At 31.9% G+C, this 18,522-nt stretch carries 13 protein-coding genes and 1 pseudogene; 1 reads left to right on the plus strand and 13 read right to left on the minus strand.

What is annotated here, in order from left to right:
* Positions 1 to 66 precede the first annotated feature (66 nt).
* The 7 genes and pseudogenes from BUC11_RS07045 to panB all read right to left on the minus strand — a co-directional run bounded on the left by BUC11_RS07045 (position 67) and on the right by panB (position 9,222).
* Positions 67 to 4,077, minus strand: a complete 4,011-nt coding sequence (locus BUC11_RS07045; RefSeq protein ID WP_073352957.1) for a PAS domain S-box protein — start codon at positions 4,075 to 4,077, stop codon at positions 67 to 69.
* 134 nt (positions 4,078 to 4,211) lie between these two features.
* Positions 4,212 to 4,994, minus strand: a complete 783-nt coding sequence (locus BUC11_RS07050) for a hypothetical protein (protein ID WP_245793801.1) — start codon at positions 4,992 to 4,994, stop codon at positions 4,212 to 4,214.
* Positions 4,995 to 5,018: 24 nt separating this feature from the next.
* A complete protein-coding gene (locus BUC11_RS07055) occupies positions 5,019 to 5,756 on the minus strand; it encodes a nitroreductase family protein (RefSeq protein ID WP_073352958.1) in 738 nt (245 codons plus the stop codon).
* Entirely contained in the window at positions 5,747 to 7,075 is a 1,329-nt protein-coding gene (locus BUC11_RS07060) for an aldehyde dehydrogenase (RefSeq protein ID WP_073352959.1), read from the minus strand. The genes BUC11_RS07055 and BUC11_RS07060 overlap by 10 nt, the downstream gene beginning before the upstream one ends.
* Positions 7,076 to 7,220: 145 nt before the next feature.
* Positions 7,221 to 7,910, minus strand: coding sequence for an RluA family pseudouridine synthase (locus BUC11_RS07065; RefSeq protein WP_073352960.1), 690 nt, complete (start codon positions 7,908 to 7,910; stop codon positions 7,221 to 7,223).
* 56 nt (positions 7,911 to 7,966) lie between these two features.
* Positions 7,967 to 8,280, minus strand: a pseudogene (locus BUC11_RS07070) (four helix bundle protein).
* 123 nt (positions 8,281 to 8,403) lie between these two features.
* A complete protein-coding gene (panB, locus tag BUC11_RS07075) occupies positions 8,404 to 9,222 on the minus strand; it encodes a 3-methyl-2-oxobutanoate hydroxymethyltransferase (protein ID WP_073352961.1) in 819 nt (272 codons plus the stop codon).
* Between the two features lie 550 nt (positions 9,223 to 9,772).
* On the opposite strand from panB, the gene BUC11_RS07080 reads away from it, so the two are divergent.
* Positions 9,773 to 12,205 carry a glycosyltransferase gene (locus BUC11_RS07080; RefSeq protein WP_084129551.1) on the plus strand — a complete coding sequence of 811 codons (2,433 nt, stop codon included), beginning with the start codon at positions 9,773 to 9,775 and terminating at the stop codon, positions 12,203 to 12,205.
* Positions 12,206 to 12,632: 427 nt separating this feature from the next.
* On the opposite strand, the gene BUC11_RS16950 is transcribed toward BUC11_RS07080, so the two are convergent.
* From BUC11_RS16950 to BUC11_RS07100, 6 genes are all read right to left on the minus strand, one after another.
* Complete coding sequence (locus tag BUC11_RS16950) at positions 12,633 to 12,785, minus strand: hypothetical protein (RefSeq protein ID WP_175547739.1); 153 nt, start codon at positions 12,783 to 12,785, stop codon at positions 12,633 to 12,635.
* Between the two features lie 167 nt (positions 12,786 to 12,952).
* On the minus strand, positions 12,953 to 13,123 hold the full coding sequence (locus BUC11_RS16955; RefSeq protein WP_175547740.1) for a hypothetical protein: 171 nt from the start codon (positions 13,121 to 13,123) through the stop codon (positions 12,953 to 12,955).
* Positions 13,124 to 13,457: 334 nt separating this feature from the next.
* Positions 13,458 to 13,868 (minus strand): hypothetical protein, encoded by a 411-nt coding sequence (locus BUC11_RS07085; RefSeq protein ID WP_073352962.1) that lies wholly within the window; start codon positions 13,866 to 13,868, stop codon positions 13,458 to 13,460.
* 125 nt (positions 13,869 to 13,993) lie between these two features.
* On the minus strand, positions 13,994 to 15,166 hold the full coding sequence (locus tag BUC11_RS07090) for a cation:proton antiporter (RefSeq protein ID WP_073352963.1): 1,173 nt from the start codon (positions 15,164 to 15,166) through the stop codon (positions 13,994 to 13,996).
* Between the two features lie 860 nt (positions 15,167 to 16,026).
* Entirely contained in the window at positions 16,027 to 16,479 is a 453-nt protein-coding gene (locus BUC11_RS07095) for a Gmad2 immunoglobulin-like domain-containing protein (RefSeq protein ID WP_073352964.1), read from the minus strand.
* A gap of 426 nt (positions 16,480 to 16,905) precedes the next feature.
* Positions 16,906 to 18,333, minus strand: a complete 1,428-nt coding sequence (locus BUC11_RS07100; RefSeq protein WP_073352965.1) for an L-serine ammonia-lyase — start codon at positions 18,331 to 18,333, stop codon at positions 16,906 to 16,908.
* Between the last annotated feature and the right edge of the window lie 189 nt (positions 18,334 to 18,522).

An 18,522-nucleotide genomic window follows, 5' to 3' on the forward strand; every position in this document is an offset into this window, starting at 1 on the left:
TTAGTTATTTAAATCAAAATATAAAAATACAAATTTAAAACAATAATTAATAATCCTATGATTAGGTTATTGAACCCATTTTAAAAATGCATCTTCAATTATTCCTTTGATAATTGGTTTTGGAATATAATCATTCATGCCTGCATTCAGACACTTTTCTTTTTCCTCTTTTTCTGTACCAGCAGTGATGGCTATTATTGGCACTTTTTTACCGGATTTTAAATTCCGAATAATTTCTGTGGCTTCATAACCATTCATTATTGGCATTTGAATGTCCATAAAAATAATATCTGGATTTATTTTTTCAAATTGCTCCACAGCTTCTTGACCATTTACTACTTGATAAATAGCAGTAGGTACCGATAAGTTTTTTATAATAGTTTTGAGTAACAACATGTTTACTTTGTTGTCCTCTACTATTAAAACGGTAATTATTTTAGTGGTGACATTGGTCCTAACTACGATGTCTTTGATAGCATTAAAATCTGTATCGAATAGACTCACACTTTCTGTTGCTTCATTACTAGTTTTTAATTTTAAGTCAAAATAGAAAGTACTTCCTTTATTAACGGTACTCTCTAATTGTAAATGACTATCCATCAAGCCCAACAACTGATTCGAAATTGTTAAACCCAATCCTGTACCACCAAATTTTCTAGTGGTGGAGCTGTCCTCTTGCGAAAAGGCCTGAAATATTTTCTTCTTATTTTCTTTTAATATTCCAATTCCGGTATCGATTACTGCAAATCGAATTATATTTTCAGAATTATCTAATTCCTTGATTAAGGATAGTTCTAATTTTATAGCGCCTTTTAGAGTGAATTTTACTGCATTGGCTAATAAATTGATTAATATTTGTTTTAATCTCACGCTGTCTAACCAGCAATATTTAGGAATATCGGATGCAATACTAAGTTCTAAATTTAATTTCTTTTGATTGGATTCGTATAAAATTAAATCAATTACAGGTTTTAGCAATTCATGAATATCATATTTTTCAATGTACAAATCTAGTTTACCGGCTTCTATTTTTGAAAAATCAAGAATGTCATTGATAATGTCTAATAGGGAATGAGCGGATTGACTGATAGTGGTCATATATTTCTCCTGCGTAATTCCAAGATTAGTCTTCATTAATAAATCAGTGAACCCAATAATTCCATTTAAAGGCGTTCTAATTTCATGACTCATGTTAGCTAGGAATTCAGATTTAGCTTTGTTGGCGGCTTCTGCTAATTCCTTTTGTTGCATAGCGGTTTCGGTTTTTTTTCGCTCCGTAATATCAATAAAAATGCCTTCGATAAATGCAATTTTTCCATCTTTATAAATGGTATCACCAAATTCCTCTACCCAAACTACATGGTTGTCTTTGTGTATGATTCGGTACGTTAAATGAATGGCTCTTTTGTTTTCTATCGCATGTTTTTGTGCTGTAATGGTCTGTTTTTTATCATCTGGATGAATCAAGTCAATAAAAGATAATTCATTATTGATAAAACTTGATTTAGGATAACCTGTTAGTTTTTCAATTTCATCATTAATGTATATTTTGGTGTTATTTTTATCATAATTAGAGAGATAAACGGTTCCAGGAATATTATTAGCTAACAATCGGAATTTCTCTTCACTTTCATTAATTGCGGTCTCGTTTGCAATACGCTCAATTGAAGATGCAATGTTACTGGCTAATGTTTGCAAAATATTGACTTCATCCTCTGACCATAATCGTTCTTGATGGGTGTCATCAAATCCTAAGAAACCATGAAATTTGTTTCTTACAAAGATTGGAAAAAGGATCAAAGACACAACGTCGACATTAATTAGTTTATTCCGTAGAGAAATATTCTCAATTTTAGGAATTAAGGCGGTATATATTTTATTATTTAAAAGGGGTGTTATGAGTTCTTCAAAATAATCGTGTGGTAAATTTTGAAGTTTAATATTATTTTCAGATAGTTTTATGTTGTGTATTATCCACCGGTATTTTTGACTAATTAGATCAGTATTTACATCATTTTCGTAATAATAGGCTCTATGGGATTTAGTCGCTTTTCCCATGATTACCAGGACATCGGAGAAAATAGCATTGATGTCATTGCTGTTCAAAAATTTCTCCGTACAAAGTGCCATGGCAGATAATAGCTCACTTTTATACTCTAATTTTATTTCTGCCTCGTATCTGCTATGTGATATTATCGTTAACGAAAGAATGTCAGAGATCGTTCTGGCAAAAATAATATCGTCATTATCCCACTTCCTTTTATTTTTTGCCGTTTCAAAGCTGATTGTTCCTGTTAATTCGCCACTGATAAAAACAGGGATGTCAAGTTGAGATTTGATATCATATTTTAAAAAATAATTTTCTTTGAATTCGGATAATTCCCATTTTTTTAAAACATCTGGTGCGCTAATTTGTTTTTTGCTTTTTATAGATTCAAAGTAAATAGGATAATTTTCCTTTTCAATAACATATCCTTTGCTGTAGGTATTGGTTTCTAATTCGTATAAATTTTCACAAGTAATAAGTTCTTCTGAATACTTCCAGTAACTAACGCGACTGCATTTAGTAGCTTTTGCAGCGGCTTCAATGATTTGCATTATACTAACATCCAGGTTTTTGTAATTACTAAAATTGGTTGTGGATAGCTTTTTAATAGTTCTGTTGTAATCTTCTGTTTTTTTCTGACGGATTTTATTTTCTAATTCAATATTTTTCAACTTAGTAATATCTCTTGCAATACCGGAATATCCTACTAGTATTCCAGTATCATTTCGATTGATAATTACTTTTTGGGATACCCATAATTCTTCGCCATTCTTCTTTAATAATGGAAATTCAATCGTAGGAAAGTCTTGCTCATTTTCTAACAAATTCTGATAAAAGCTCCTGATTTTAGTACCGTAATCTTCACGTATGAATTCTAAATAATGATGGGATAATAGTTCTTTTGGATCGTATCCTAAAGTTTTAATTGTAAATTCATTCACAAAGATAAAATTGCCAAGGTTGTTTACCTCAAAAATAAGATCCGTTGCGTTTTGAATTAAATTTTTATATTGATTTTGTAAATTGATTTCACTAGTTACATCTTGACCGATGCCAATAATTAAATCATCAGAAAATTTCTTGTCATTCCACTGAATCTGCTTATAATCTCCATTTTTACATTTAACTTTTCGGGTGAAAATTCGATCAACTTTAAACTTAGTATGATAGTCTTCCCCATAGAATTCAGTATCTTCGGTTACTTTCCAGTAACCCAATCCCATTACTTCGGCTACAGTATACCCTAAAATACTTTCTACATTTTCACTACAAAAAACAATTTCTCCTTTTTTATTTGTTGCTAGAATGAGAGAATTTCCTTTGTTGATAATTTGATTGTTAAACTTCGTTACATTATTGCGGTTTATCCATAGTATGAAGCGAATGTAATTTATAATTACTATTACGGCAGAGTTGATAAATAATACTAAAATTGTTTTAAATGGGACTAATTCAAAAACATAAATAACAACAAAATAGGCAATGACCGCCAATACAAACCCCCAGTACAGTTTTAAAGATTTGAGGACGATGTATGAAAAAAATAACGTTACTGCGAAAGCTACGATAGGAATAAGATCTGTGGGAGTTACTATTAAATTTCTACAAATTGAGCTAAAGTAGAGTAGAAAGCAAACAGTAAAAATTTTTTGAATATTTCTGAATATTAGTGCAGATTTGGTGCTGATAAAGTACAAGACCAATAAGGCAAACCCAATACTGCAGTTGACTACTAGCAAGCTTTTAGGTCTAGTTTTTAAAAATTCAAATGTAATTTCTATAATGGGTAGTATAATTCCTAAAAAGAAAAGATAAATTTGATATTCCTTTTTCTTTGTAATGGCTTTGGCACTTTTTTCCAGTAAATTACTTTTTAGTCCATTTCTTAATTTGAAAATTTTATAAATAAGAAAAAGGATTAAAATAAGAACGACAATACTAAATAGCACATTAATAGCCAATGAATTAGAGATCCCCAAGAAAATAATTTCAAGTGGAGAAGTATATAATTGGCTATAGTAGAATACCATAGATTGTATTGGCTTAGGTTAAAAATTAAATTAGTGAGGGCTATTTTGGCTGTCAATTTAGTAATTTATTTTAAATTAAAAACCAAAACAGATTGCCCTTTCTGTGATTGTTTTTATTCAAAAATAATTTTTAATTAAATTGTTGCTTCTTGTTCAATTTCGGTGTCAAATCCAATTATTTCACTATAAATTACGTAGTATAAAGAATACATAAAAGGAATAGTAAAGAAAATTCCAATACAACATCCTATTAATCCCACCGTTACTGCTAAAACTGAAACTACAATTAAACCCAGCAGAATCAGTGGTTGTTTCGATACAATCATAAGACTTGTTTGTATAGCTTCAACGGCTTTTAATTTGCCGAAAATAATAAGCGGAATCATTAAGATGGTGAATAAATTGACAGTCAAGGTATTAACAAAACCTAAAATTGGAATTTGTGCATAATCAATTATTGCGGAGAGGGTGGAGCTCACTATAGAGACGAGTAATGTAGCGATGAAAAGTTCCTTGAAATAAGGCGCTTTAAAAAACTCAAACATAGTTGATACATGAAATTCTTCATCTCTTTCAGCGCAATAGGCCATTTTTATTAATCCAGCAGTAAATGGGCTTAAGGACGAACCAATTAAAATGGAAACTGCTGAAATAATTAATAAAATATTTAAGGAAAGTGCTTCTGGTCTTAAATTTTCTGGCTTTAGAAATTCTAAAGTGGCGGCACTACCAAAAATGGCAATGATTACGCCAAATGCTACTATACTTAAAAGGAAAAAAAATACAAAAAGAACTAAACCGCCATAAAGCGCAATTTTTTTATAATTTTCGAATGCATGGTTGAAAACAGTGCCAAAATCCAGTTCGTATCCATTATTTTTAATTCTTTCTATGCGATTTTGAGTAGTATTCATCATTTGGTTTTGGTATTATTTAATGGGTTATATTTTAAAATAGGTTTCTTCAAAAGGGATGCGGAACCGCTCCCCATAAATACCATTTGTAGCTCTGATACCACATCCTACAATCATATTTATTTCAGCAGAAGCGGGTAAATGTAATATTTTTTTAATTCTCAACGAATCAAAACCTTCCATGGGACAGGTATCATAATTTATGGCTGCCATACTAATCATAAAATTTTGTGCCGCGAGTCCAGCACTTTTATGTGCTACAATCCGCATATCACTTTGTCGAGCCTGCCTGTAAATGGGCTTGAATATTCCAATAATTTGAAAAGCAAGAAATTTGATCATTCCAATGATTCCAAAAAAATCAAAATAAAGGGCAGGAACAATTTTTTGATAATAATTTAAAGCAAACTTTTCTCTCTTCGAATAATCGGCTTCCGCTTTATTGCCATATTGAGTTTTTAGATACTCAATATTTGATTTAACTCTTTTGCGCCAAAGGTCTTTTCTAGTGACAACAATGACTAATTGTTGCGCTGTTTTTGCTGCGTTTTGATCAAAACTTGCTTTCGCAATTTGCTCTATGCAATCTGGAGATACTATATGGTAGAACTCCCAAAGCTGCATATTACTGCTCGTAGGTGCAAGAGCCGCTAATTGAATGCAGTCTTTTACCTTTTGAATATCAATTGCTTCATTTTTAAAAACACGGACAGAGCGTCTGTATTTAATAGCTTCGCTCACTGATTTTTCAGTGCTTAAATCCATTTCAATACTTTTTGAATGGTTTGTAATTTATCTTTATATGGAGCATAGCGCAGCGGTAAATCCAGCCAAGTTCCTCTTTTTACGATCGCTTTTTTATGGGAAAAAATATCGAAACTCAATTTTCCATGGTAAGCACCCATACCAGAATTTCCAACACCACCAAAAGGTAATTTATTGTTAACCAAATGAATTACTGTATCATTGACACAACCACCACCAAAGGAATATTTTTGTAATACTTCATCAACAAAGGATTTATTTTGAGTAAATAAATACAATGATAATGGTTTTTCAAAGCTTAAAATTATTTTCTCAATATCTGCTTTTGTTTTATAAGAAAGTATGGGAAGTATGGGACCAAAAATTTCCTCCTGCATGACTTTACTGTCCATTTTAGGTTCGTCGAGTAAAGTAGGAGCTAGGTATAAGCTTTCTTTGGTAGATTTTCCTCCAAAGAGCGTTTCTTGATTTTCCAATAAGCTCAATTGACGTTCCCAGTTTTTTAAATTGATAATTCTAGCATAATCAGGAGATTCTTCTGGATTTGCTCCTAAAGCTTTTTCAATTTCCAGAATTAAGAATTTCACTAAAGTGTCCTTCATTTTATGATGTACCAAAATATAATCAGGAGCAACACATGTTTGTCCTGCATTTATAATTTTTCCCCATACAATACGACGGGCGCTCAATTCTAAATTAGCCGTTTCATCAACAATGCAAGGGCTTTTTCCTCCTAACTCCAGAGTAACAGGAGTTAAGTTTTCGGCGGCAGCCTTCGCTACTATTTTCCCCACAGCGACACTTCCTGTAAAAAAGATATAATCCCACCGTTTTTTTAACAATTCTGCCGCCACAGTAGCATCACCCGTGACAACTACTACCTCTTTTACAGGAAAAGTTTCACTTATAATTTTGGAAATAATTGCGGCAGTGTGTGGTGTAAGTTCGGATGGTTTTAACGTCACTTTATTTCCAGCGGCTACTGCGGCCACAAGAGGACATAACGCTAATTGAAAAGGATAATTCCATGGTGAAAGTATTAAAACATGGCCATACGGTTCACTGTAAACATAATCTGAAGAAGGAAAATTCAACAACGAAGCACTAACTTTCTTTGGCTTAGCCCAAGAGCTTATATTTTTTATAGTTTCTTTTAGATCACTAATCACATAATTGGTTTCAGTTAAAACAGCTTCAAAAGCAGGTTTTTTGAAATCATCATATAAAGCCTTAATGATCGCTTCTTCATGCTTTGTAATGACATGTAATAGTTTTTTTAAGGATTCTTTTCGGTAATTTATGTCGGTTTTATGATTCATCGGATGATTTTAGTTTTAAAAATACAGATTTTTATTTTAATCCAAGTTTCTATTCTAAATAAAAACGAAAAAACAGGAAAAATTATTCCTGTTTTATAATGTATAAGTCTTTGAAGTATCTATTTTGTTACTATTCTAATAAAAATTAAATGGCATTCCAGATCACATCGTTTGGTACTGCAGCAACTATTTCAATATTTTCTTTAGTTACAGGATGTGTAAAAACTAATTTTCGAGCGTGCAAATGAATTCCACCATCGGAATTACTTCGGTCAAAACCATATTTCAAATCGCCTTTTATTGGGGAACCAATAGCTGAAAGTTGCGCCCTGATTTGATGGTGTCTGCCAGTATGAAGATTGATTTCTAGAGCGAAATAATTGTTGAGTTCTTTAATTATTTTGTAATCTAAACTAGCTAGTTTACTGTCGGGAACTTCTTTTAAATGTGCTTTTGAAGAGTTGTTTTTTTCGTTTCTTTTTAAGTAATGAACGAGTTTATCTTCAGACTTTAAAGGTTTATTTTTGACAATACACCAGTAGGTTTTTTGAGTTTCCCGGTTACTAAACAACTCATTCATTCTCGTCAATGCTTTACTAGTGCGGGCAAAAACGACAATTCCAGTTGTTGGTCGGTCTAACCGATGCACCACTCCTAGAAATACTTCTCCGGGTTTGTTGTATTTGTCTTTAATGTATTCTTTGACAACGTCTGACAAGGGTTTATCGCCTGTTTTATCGCCTTGTACAATATCGCCCACACGCTTGTTGACCACAATAAGGTGGTTGTCTTCGTGCAGAATTTGGAGATTCGATTTGTCTGAAACTATTTTCATTTGGGTTTTTAGAGTATTGGAATTTAAATCATTAGACTTTTTAGATGTTTAGCTATTTATACAAGTCTTGCAGTTTGAAAATTTAAGAAAGTCTCTAATAAAGTCGCTCTAAATCTTAAAGTCATTTTTACAATTTCATCTAGCTTATTTGCGAACTGCTTTAAATCTAGTGAAGTTATAAAACCCAAATCTGATGAAATAAGAATTTGTGTTTCGACTTCATAAGCGGAACCAATATCGATTTCTAAAACTGTGCAAAGTCCTTATTCGATTGTCTTGACAGTCCTTCAGCACTATTTGACGGAATAGAAACAGAAGCCCCGCTTGATTGATTTGTTAATCCAAAATTTTTTTCGCTGGGCAAAGACAAAGTGACTTTATAATTTCAGAAGAAAAAAAGCTACTTTTTTTCCAAATCTCCAAATCCTTAAATATATGATCTTCTTTTTTTTAGTCTGACAATTTAAAAAACTAACGATCTAAAGAGTCTATTTTAATATTGCTCATTTGCATTAGGGAAATCACTCGATTTTACATCGGCAACATACTGGCCAATGGCTTTTGTCATTCCTTCATACAAATCCATATATCTCCTCAAGAAACGAGGGCTAAATTCATTATTCATTCCTAACATGTCATGAATTACTAGAACCTGACCGTCAACTCCGCCACCGGCACCTATGCCTATAACAGGAATCGATATGCTCTGAGCTACTTTCTCGGCTAAATGTGCAGGTATTTTTTCTAAAACTAAGGCGAAGCAACCTAGTCTTTCAAGTAATTTAGCATCTTCGATCAACTTATGTGCTTCTTCTTCTTCTTTAGCGCGAACGGTATAAGTCCCAAATTTATAAATGGATTGTGGGGTTAATCCCAAATGGCCCATAACAGGAATTCCTGCGTTTAATATTTTCTTGATAGACTCTTTAATTTCTTTACCACCTTCTAACTTTACTGCGTGTCCACCGCTTTCTTTCATAATTCTAATAGCAGATCGCAAGGCTTCTTTCGGGTCTGATTGATAGCTTCCAAAAGGTAAATCCACGACAACTAAAGCTCTTTCTATAGCTCTAACTACAGAGGAGGCATGGTAGATCATCTGATCTAAAGTGATAGGCAATGTTGTTTCATGACCTGCCATGACATTTGAAGCGGAATCACCCACAAGAATCACATCGATTCCAGCACTATCAACGATTTTTGCCATAGTGTAATCGTAAGCCGTTAGCATAGAGATTTTTTCTCCGTTAGCCTTCATCTCAATCAGTGATTTCGTGGTAATCCTTTTGTAATCTTTTTTAGCGACAGACATTTTTATGTTTTTTATGATTGTAAAAGTAGTGAAACTAATTCTTTTGTGACGACTAAATAGATTTGCCTTTTTTAAAAATAGATACTTTTTATGGTGATTTCTGGTTCTTGTTAATTTTTTGAAATACGAATGCGCCTTATTTGGATGACAGACGTGTTAAATATCAAAAATCTGTAAGTTATGTAATATTCAACTTTAATAGTGTAACAAATTAGAGGACAAGAGTCGCAACTTTGTTTTGCACTTTACTGCATCAAAATATTCCTTTTAAAGACTAAATTGGGATTCTGAAAAAAAAAGCAATTATTCCTTATAATTTGGTTTTGCTTTTTAAAAGGTACGTTTTCTCAGTCCTGGCAATATTTAGGTCGAAAATCGAGTGTTTTGTTTTGCATTTTTTGGTTTGAGAGTTAAAATTTTCAACTTTGATATAAGGTCAATTCGAGGGAAATTTGACTGTAATCAAAAGAAGTAGTAAAGCCAAAATTATCCCTTTTACCCCGCTATGTTTAAAAAATTATAGAAGAATTAATGCTAAATCCTTACTAAAATGAAAACAGCACTTACGTATACCAAAATCAACAATCAGCTATTTAAACTCAAAGATTTGATTGATCCTGCAGTTGAATCAGAAAACAATAAAACGGATGAAATTACACAATTAGTCAGTATCCCAAAGGGTGAATCCCCTGAAATATTGATAATTTCGTCATATCCTCCTAGAGAATGTGGGATAGCAACCTATAGCCAAGATTTAAAAAATAGTATTATTCAAAAATTTGGTAGTGCTGTATCTGTTAAAATTTGTGCTTTAGAAAACAAGAAAACAACAGCCACGTATCCCACAGAAGTAAAATATCATTTGATCACTTCGGAAAAAGACAATTATGAAGAACTTGCGGTAAAAATTAATAATGATGATCGCATCTTTATGGTTTTTTTAGAGCACGAATTTGGTTTATTTAGTGGTAAAAATGGGAGCTACATAATTGAATTGTTAACTCATTTAAAAAAACCGGTAGCAACTACTTTTCACACCATTTTGCCAAAACCAGATCATGATTTAAAACTAATTGTTCAAAAAATTGCCCAACTTTCCGATTCAATTGTTGTAATGACTAAAAATTCCTCGGCAATTTTGATTAATGATTATGGTATTTTGGATGAAAAAATAAAAGTTATACCGCACGGTACCCATTTAATTTCTCCAAAGGAAAAAGGTGTGAAATCTAAAATTCATTTGGAGAATAAATTAGTTCTCTCCACATTTGGATTAATTAGCGAGGATAAAAGTATAGAAACAGCTTTAGAAGCTTTACCTCAAATTATAAAGAAATTTCCTTCGGTTATTTATCTGATTATCGGGAAAACACATCCCGAAGTTGTGAAAAATGAAGGAGAAAAGTACAGAGAATATTTAAGTGCCAAGGTAATGGAGTTGAACATTCAAAACAATGTCCAGTTTATCAACAGCTACTTGTCACTTGAAGATTTAATCGATTACTTGCAACAGACCACCATCTATTTATTTACTTCTAAAAATCCAAATCAAGCCGTAAGTGGCACCTTAGCGTACGCAATGGCATGCGGTTGCCCCATAATTTCTACTCCAATTCCGCATTCAAAAGAACTTCTAGAAGGTGCGGGAATTAATTTTGATTTTAAAAGCTCAGGGCAACTTGCGAATGCTGCAATAAAATTATTATTGGACCCCAAATTATTAAAACAAATGCGATCCAATGCTTTGCATCGAATTAATCCAACGGCTTGGCAAAATATAGCCATTTCTCACGTTAAATTAGCGCAGGAAATTAGTAAGGGAAAGCAAAATGCTTTGAAGTTTAAAATGCCAGAAATTTCATTGGCGCACATTAAACGACTGACCGCTAAGCATGGGATGATTCAGTTTTCTACAATCGATATTCCTGATTTGGAAACGGGATACACACTTGATGATAATGCCAGAGCGTTAATTGCTGTTACAAAACATTACTACCTTACTGGTGAATTAGACGATATAGAGCTGATAAATACCTATTTAAATTTTATTTTATTTTGCCAAGAATCGGATGGATCTTTTCTAAATTATGTAGATATTGAGTGTAATTATTTCGAAAAAAACCATCACGAAAATCTTGAAGATTCAAATGGTAGAGCAATTTGGGCATTGGGTGAATTTATGACTTATGCACATTTGTTTCCTGAACGAAGAATAGAAAAAGTGAGACTCGCTTTAGATAAATCGCTCCATTATATAAATAAATTTCAATCACCAAGAGCAATTTCTTTTGCAATTAAAGGCCTATACCATTATAATTTAAAGAAGAAAAGCACAGAGATTGAAAACTTGATTGTTGCGCTTGCGGATAACTTGGTATCAAAATACAGAGGTGTTTCAGAAAAAAAATGGGATTGGTATGAAGATTATTTAACTTATGCCAACAGCCTTTTACCAGAAGCAATGCTTTATGCTTCCATGAGTTCTGGTAGTTATTTATATAAAGATATAGCCAAAAAAACATTTGATTTTTTATTGTCAATAATATTCAAAAACAATCAGATTAAAGTAATTTCAAATCAAGGTTGGAAACTTAAAGGTAAAAGCCCAAATCAATTTGGAGAACAACCCATAGATGTGGCTTATACTATTTTGGCTCTGAATCAATTTTACGAAATCTTTCAAGAAGTAGACTATTTAGAAAAAATGAAAATTGCCTTTAGTTGGTTTTTAGGCAATAATCATTTAAGTCAAATTGTTTATAATCCTTGTACAGGAGGATGTTATGACGGATTAGAAGAAACACATCTCAATTTAAATCAGGGTGCTGAATCAACAGTGAGTTATTTATTAGCAAGATTAATTTTTGAAAAAAGGGTAAGCCCAAAAGAGGGATCGGAGCGCTATTCAGACTTGCAACTGAGTAAAAAAAGAGAAAAAGCGTCAAAATTATTAAATAAAATTCCAAAAGATATTTCTGAATAGCTTCAAAATTTAGTTTCTTATCCAAAGAAAACGTTTTTTAATTCAGCATTATAATTTGTAAATCGTTTTATCAAGTTTAATAGTATTCTTGGTCGTATTAAAGGATTTCATATTTAGCTTTTTTTCTCTTTTCTTTAATAAGGAACGGGTTTGATTCCTCTTTTGAGACACGAATTCGTAGTCTTCAAACGGTATGGAATGAGAAACAATTTTATAATACTTTTCTAGTGACCATTTGTCAGTTCTATTTTTGAATATTTTGAACGCATTATTTAAAATAGTGCATTGTATTAGATTGTTTACTTTTATAATAAATCTAAAGGTTTTATTCCTGGAATCATTGGGTTTCAATCACGATTCTGTTATTTTACTTCATACTATTATGTAGTCAATATTCTGATTTGTAGGTATTTATATTTTATCTTAATTAATTACATAACGTAATTAAAATTCCTATTTCTGCATCTAGATCTCTAGTAATTCCATGAAATTCGTCACCTACAGTTATAAGCTGTGGAGACAATAAATTGGCTTTATTGAAGTCATTTGCTTTTTGAATCAATTTTTTGAACTTTTCCATAACTGATTTTTGTTCTTTTGCACCACTATTGATACTATCACCTTTTAGAAATAATCTTTAATTTTTAGTGAAAATTTATTATTTATTTCAGAAATAGTGAAATAAAAGAAGATTTAAAAAGTCAATTGACTAAGCTTGAAAACTTTCATAAAAGGGAAAGATAACAATTAATATGTGTCGTCATTCAAATCTGATTCTTCTTCTGCAGATTTTTTGTAATCATTATTCAAGAAATAAGTGTACTTCTTTTTATCTTTTTGATTTTTTCTAAAAAGGAATACAATCAAAATAATTGCGAAGAAAATTACAATACCAATAATAATCCAGTTGATTTCCATTTTTTTAGGTTTAAAGAATTAGTGACGTTGAAAGATTGTGTTAAAATTTACAGCAAAGATAATTAGTGTTTAAACAAAGTGAGAGACTCGTGCTTCTAAATTAGATAGTAAACGTAATGTATTTCATGATGAATTAGGATATCCAGACCATAAAATAGTGTTGGACGAATCATAGCTTTCAATTTTACAAAAGCGAGTAGGCGAACATTCCTTTTAAAATCAACAGATTGTTTTCTTTATTTTAATTCTTATCTGCTTGAGACCTATTGAAATCATGTCATACATCTAGAATTTACACTACGAAAATAGTAAATAGGTTTATTATTCCTCTTTTCTATTCACTATTTTTTGTTCTGAAAAGATGAATAAAGACGGATAAGAAGAAGATAAAAAACACCCAATCATTTATCCCGTAAATGGAATAAAATAGTCCAGCTAATACATCTTTTTTATACACGTCGTAAACATTATTATTTATGATCCAATTGGTCCAAATAAAACCATAAATAAATTTTTCAATGACAAAAATTCCAACAAGCCATCTGACTTGATGGTACTCCTTTGCCACTGACATGTAAGCTAATCCCCAAATGAGTATCATAAGTAATCCAAAATTGGACATTACTTCTGGATCAAATTCAGGAATTGTGGAATTTGTAAATAATTTCGAAAAAATTAATACTGTGGCGTTCATTAATCCAGCAATAATGAACCCTTTTGTAATAGTCGTCTTTTTAATGATCATATCTCTATTAATTTAATTTGCAGATTTGCTTAAGCACAAGTATTATAAGTTAATCTTCTAATTCATAACTTTTAGCTCTTATAAAGTAGTATAATTGTCATTAATATGTAGCTAAATTAGTTAATTTATTCTTGTTGTTGCTTTCTATTTGTCATAAGTCCAAGCATCATAATCAATGCTGTCAAAATTATCACTTGAATAATAAGTGATTTATTTACCAACGAAATGTTTTGTTCCGGCCCAATTGCGAGGAAAAGTAATATAGTAATTAGGCCTCTTGGAGCGATAAATAGCAAAGGAGATAATGACAGTTTAGAAATTTTTAATTGGATTGCTCTGAAAACAAAAATTGCAGTTACAATTCCTATGGCCCATATCAACGTATCCATATTCAAGATTTCTTCAGTTTGGATAAGATAGCCAAAAAGTAAAAAGAAAAGTGATCGTACTAAAAATGCTGCTTCAATTGTCAACTCCTTAAATTTATTAACCTCTGCATTCAACTCATCCGGTTTTAATTTTTCAATCCACTTAAATTGTTTTAATTCATCAAGATTGCCCAAAAATAAACCAAAAAGGAAAATGAAAATTAGTCCAGGCAGATGATACACTTTAGAAACAGCGTAGATTAAAATAACTAGTAAAATGATAGGAGCAAATTTTATGTGGTGGTCGATTTTATTGAGCATGTAAGCAAGTCCAATCGTTGCAACAAAGGAAATAAGAGTAATAGCAATAAGTTGTAAACCAAAATATCCAAAGGACGAAAAACCAAAGGTGTCATTTAGAGCAATAAAATTAAAAAATAAAACACCAATGATATCGGATAAACTGCTTTCATAGATAATAAACTCTTTATTGAAAGAGGTCAACGACTTTACACTAGGAATTGCAATAGCACTGCTTATTATACAAAGTGGTACAGCATTCGTTAAACTGTCTTTAAAGGAGAACTGCCCATAATGATGAAATAAAAATGAAAGTAGAAACGCTAAAGCCAGCATTGGAAAAAGAGACACTAAAAATGATTTTTTGATTAAAGAAGCTTTGGATTTGTTAAATTCCAATTCAAGAGAACCTTCGAGAACTATCAATATCAGTCCTACAGTACCGAAAAATGGAAGTATAGGCGTGAGGTTGGGTATACTAATTTCAAAGAAGCTCGTCAATTGTCGGACAACAAATCCTAAAAGCAATAATAAAATTACCGAAGGCACTTTTGTTTTAGACGATGTTCGCTCAAAAACATAAGCTAATAAAAGTAACGTACATATTGTGATGATAATTGTTATTGTCATAATAAATCTTTGTGGTTCTTGAAGAATTTCACGTATTATTTGTAGCCTTTTTGCGGTTACACAATTGGAAAATAATAGCTTTTCGCTAAGATAATACTTCTTGCCCAAAAAAACTTTTGACTAGTATAAATTTCGCGGTAGCTTAAATCTTGCTTTCCACTTCTTTTTTAGTTTTTTTCGGGCTAAAGGGATTTAAATACAATAATCACGTTTATACTGTTTTATAAATACGACAATGAGATTTAGAAAAAGTAACGGATTCAATTTTCTTACAGGGTGAATATTTTATTTGAAAAGAGATAAGCAACTAATTGCGATAGTCCTCTTTTTTCAATTTTAGCTTTCTACATTCAAATTGCAGAATACATAGAAAATAAGGACATTCAGCTTGTTTTTTTTTTATTGGAGAATACTAATCTTACTATTAATATCTGTTTTTGACCTACGTGCTGCTTGACCAGTTTCGAAACTTTTTCGGCCCTATTGATGCCTATTTATTGCTGCTATTTTTATTTATAATTTTTTTTCTGCTAGAACCTGAACCCTTTTTAGTTTGACACAATTTTATTTTCTGGAAAGTGCTTTTATGCATTTTATAAATTCCGATTTGTTTTTTAATTAAATTTTATTGGTTAGTTTTTTGAAATTAAAACCATAAAAAAAGAAATAGTAAAAGGGAAAAGTATACTTATTTTATTAAAAATTATTCTAAAATAATAAAGAATGGCTTGTAAGTATTTAAAGAGTTGATAGGGAATAATTTTACTTTCAATGCATTACAAAAGTTGTAAGCATAAAGAACTTCATCTCTACGCAGAGGTTACTTTTAGGTTGCTGCAATCGATTTCCTTTTTAGGACGTTATTTTAGCGGTATAGGAAGTTCATATTGGCGACTACCATCTTGTGCACTCGCCTCAAACAAAATTAGATTTAGAGTTGAATATTCCTCCTTTTTTTCAACATCAATTGTAAAGTCAAATTTGCCCCATTCAGGTGCTCCCGCATCAGTCGTTACGTAACCCTTTTTTAATTCATTGTGTCCATCCTCAACCACCCAGTTGAAGGTTGCTTCAAAAACTTGTGCTTGTCCTTGCAATTGGAATTTATTATCCGCTACTTTTTCTACTGTTACCTGTCGAAAGCGTTGATTTGCATACTGTTTTACAATAATATTTTGTAGTTCAATGTGCTTTACGACTTGAGTGGTATCGGTGAAAACCATTGTATCACTGCTTTTTGAAGCATCGCTTTTCTCTTTGTTACAAGCAAATAATAGCAAGGGTAGTAACCAAATAGTTGATTTTATTTTCATTGTTTTCTATTTTATAATTTCGTTTTAACTTTGATATGTTTCCTAAAACTGCTTTTTTATGTGCGCATTGTTTGCTAATAATTTTACAAATAGTGGTATAATTCTGGTTCAAAAATAGCTACTTGCTGCGTACTCAAATGTATTTTAGATCTACTTGTAACCAATTAACAAATCCAATGGTGAAAATGAAGCAGAAGAGACTAAGTTTTTAAAAATATAATCTTTCTTACTTTTCTTTAAATTACATCAATAAAAAAATAAATAAATCAGTGTCAGATAAAGAGGATATTGTTTTGGCTGATTTCATTTTTAAACTATTAATTACTTTAAATCATTGAAGTGTAACGGATTAAGTATTTGGTTGTCATTGTAAAAAGAGCCTATCTAAGCTGAAACAAGATAAAAAATGTTACCGCAATGGGCGAATTAACAATCTGCCATATTCACGGCAATTGCTAGACCGCCTTCAGAAGTTTCTTTGTATTTGTTGTTCATATCTTTGGCAGTTTGCCACATGGTTTCTACCACTTTGTCTAAAGGAACTTTTGCGTTTTCGGGATCGGTGGCTAAGGCTAATTCGGCGGCATTAATGGCTTTTATGGCACCCATGGTGTTGCGTTCAATACAAGGAATTTGGACTAATCCGCCAATAGGGTCACAAGTCAGTCCAAGATGATGTTCCATGGCAATTTCAGCTGCCATTAATACCTGCTCTGGTGTCCCACCCATTAATTCACATAAAGCGGCAGCTGCCATCGAGGAGGACACTCCAATTTCAGCCTGACAACCGCCCATCGCTGCTGATATAGTAGAACCTTTCTTGAAAATACTGCCTATTTCACCGGCAACCATAAGGAATTGTTTGATTTGTTTTTCACCAGCTTGGTGGTTTTCAATCACTAAGTAATACATTAAAACAGCTGGAATAACGCCAGCACTTCCATTAGTTGGAGCAGTTACCACGCGTCCTAATGCTGCATTGACTTCATTTACTGCAAGTGCAAAACAGCTAACCCATTTCAGGATTTGACGAAATTTGACTTCTGTTTTTCTAATTTCTTCAAGCCAACTTTGTGGAGAATTATAATTGGCTAAACCAATTAGGTTTTGATGCATGTCAAATGCTCTTCGGCGTACGTTTAATCCTCCAGGAAGTATCCCTTCAGAATGACAGCCTATGTACATGCATTCCAGCATGGTGTGCCAAATACGGATCAATTCGTGATCAATTACGGCTTCCGTACGCATTGATTTTTCGTTTTCAAAAACGATTTCCGAAATGGATTTATTTTCGTTTTTACAATACGCTAATAGTTCTGATGCTTTATCAGTAGGATAAGGAAAAGCACATTTTATTTGTATTTTCTTTTTAGCGTTAATGCGTTCCTCTTTGACTACAAATCCTCCACCAATAGAATAAAAAGTAGATATATATTCGCTATCATCGTTCATAAAAGCCGTGAACGTCATTCCATTGGCATGAAAAGGAAGGAAGTTTTTATTGAAAATGATATCCTGAAGAAAATAGAAAGGGATTGGTTTTTCGTTTGCTAAATTAATCTCGTTTTTTGATTCAATGGATTTTATAATGGCAGCAATATTTTCTATAGGAATGTATTCTGGATCTTGTCCGCTCAATCCTAGCATTACGGCTAAATCCGTTGCGTGCCCTTTTCCAGTCAAGGAAAGAGAACCGTATAGGTCTATTTTTACTCGGGTTACAGCATGAAGTAACAACTCGTTTCTCAATTCACCTAAAAAGCGTTCGGCAGCTCTCCATGGGCCAAGTGTGTGTGAACTCGAAGGGCCTACACCAATTTTTAACATGTCAAAAACTGAGATACATTCTTCCATCTGTTGTTTCATTTTGTGATCGACAAATATAATAGATTGTTATTAGTATCCGAATTATATGCAAAATTTTATTAATTATTTAATAAAGAATAGTACTGTAATCTTAGTATTTCTTAATAAAAAATGAATTAATGATAGAGAATAGCTTTGGTATAATCCGTATTTAATTAATAGAAAATTTAGCTTGTG

Source organism: Flavobacterium xanthum (genome assembly GCF_900142695.1).
Taxonomy (GTDB): domain Bacteria; phylum Bacteroidota; class Bacteroidia; order Flavobacteriales; family Flavobacteriaceae; genus Flavobacterium; species Flavobacterium xanthum.

What these genes read in the sequence shown, in the direction of transcription:
- BUC11_RS07060 (WP_073352959.1), bottom strand. Translation starts at nt 7,075, where the DNA reads ATGAATCATAAAACCGACATAAATTACCGAAAAGAATCCTTAAAAAAA.
- BUC11_RS07065 (WP_073352960.1), bottom strand. Translation starts at nt 7,910, where the DNA reads ATGAAAATAGTTTCAGACAAATCGAATCTCCAAATTCTGCACGAAGAC.
- panB (WP_073352961.1), bottom strand. Translation starts at nt 9,222, where the DNA reads ATGTCTGTCGCTAAAAAAGATTACAAAAGGATTACCACGAAATCACTG.
- BUC11_RS07095 (WP_073352964.1), bottom strand. Translation starts at nt 16,479, where the DNA reads ATGAAAATAAAATCAACTATTTGGTTACTACCCTTGCTATTATTTGCT.
- BUC11_RS16955 (WP_175547740.1), bottom strand. Translation starts at nt 13,123, where the DNA reads ATGGAAATCAACTGGATTATTATTGGTATTGTAATTTTCTTCGCAATT.
- BUC11_RS16950 (WP_175547739.1), bottom strand. Translation starts at nt 12,785, where the DNA reads ATGGAAAAGTTCAAAAAATTGATTCAAAAAGCAAATGACTTCAATAAA.
- BUC11_RS07050 (WP_245793801.1), bottom strand. Translation starts at nt 4,994, where the DNA reads ATGATGAATACTACTCAAAATCGCATAGAAAGAATTAAAAATAATGGA.
- BUC11_RS07090 (WP_073352963.1), bottom strand. Translation starts at nt 15,166, where the DNA reads ATGACAATAACAATTATCATCACAATATGTACGTTACTTTTATTAGCT.
- BUC11_RS07080 (WP_084129551.1), top strand. Translation starts at nt 9,773, where the DNA reads ATGAAAACAGCACTTACGTATACCAAAATCAACAATCAGCTATTTAAA.
- BUC11_RS07045 (WP_073352957.1), bottom strand. Translation starts at nt 4,077, where the DNA reads ATGGTATTCTACTATAGCCAATTATATACTTCTCCACTTGAAATTATT.
- BUC11_RS07100 (WP_073352965.1), bottom strand. Translation starts at nt 18,333, where the DNA reads ATGGAAGAATGTATCTCAGTTTTTGACATGTTAAAAATTGGTGTAGGC.
- BUC11_RS07085 (WP_073352962.1), bottom strand. Translation starts at nt 13,868, where the DNA reads ATGATCATTAAAAAGACGACTATTACAAAAGGGTTCATTATTGCTGGA.
- BUC11_RS07055 (WP_073352958.1), bottom strand. Translation starts at nt 5,756, where the DNA reads ATGGATTTAAGCACTGAAAAATCAGTGAGCGAAGCTATTAAATACAGA.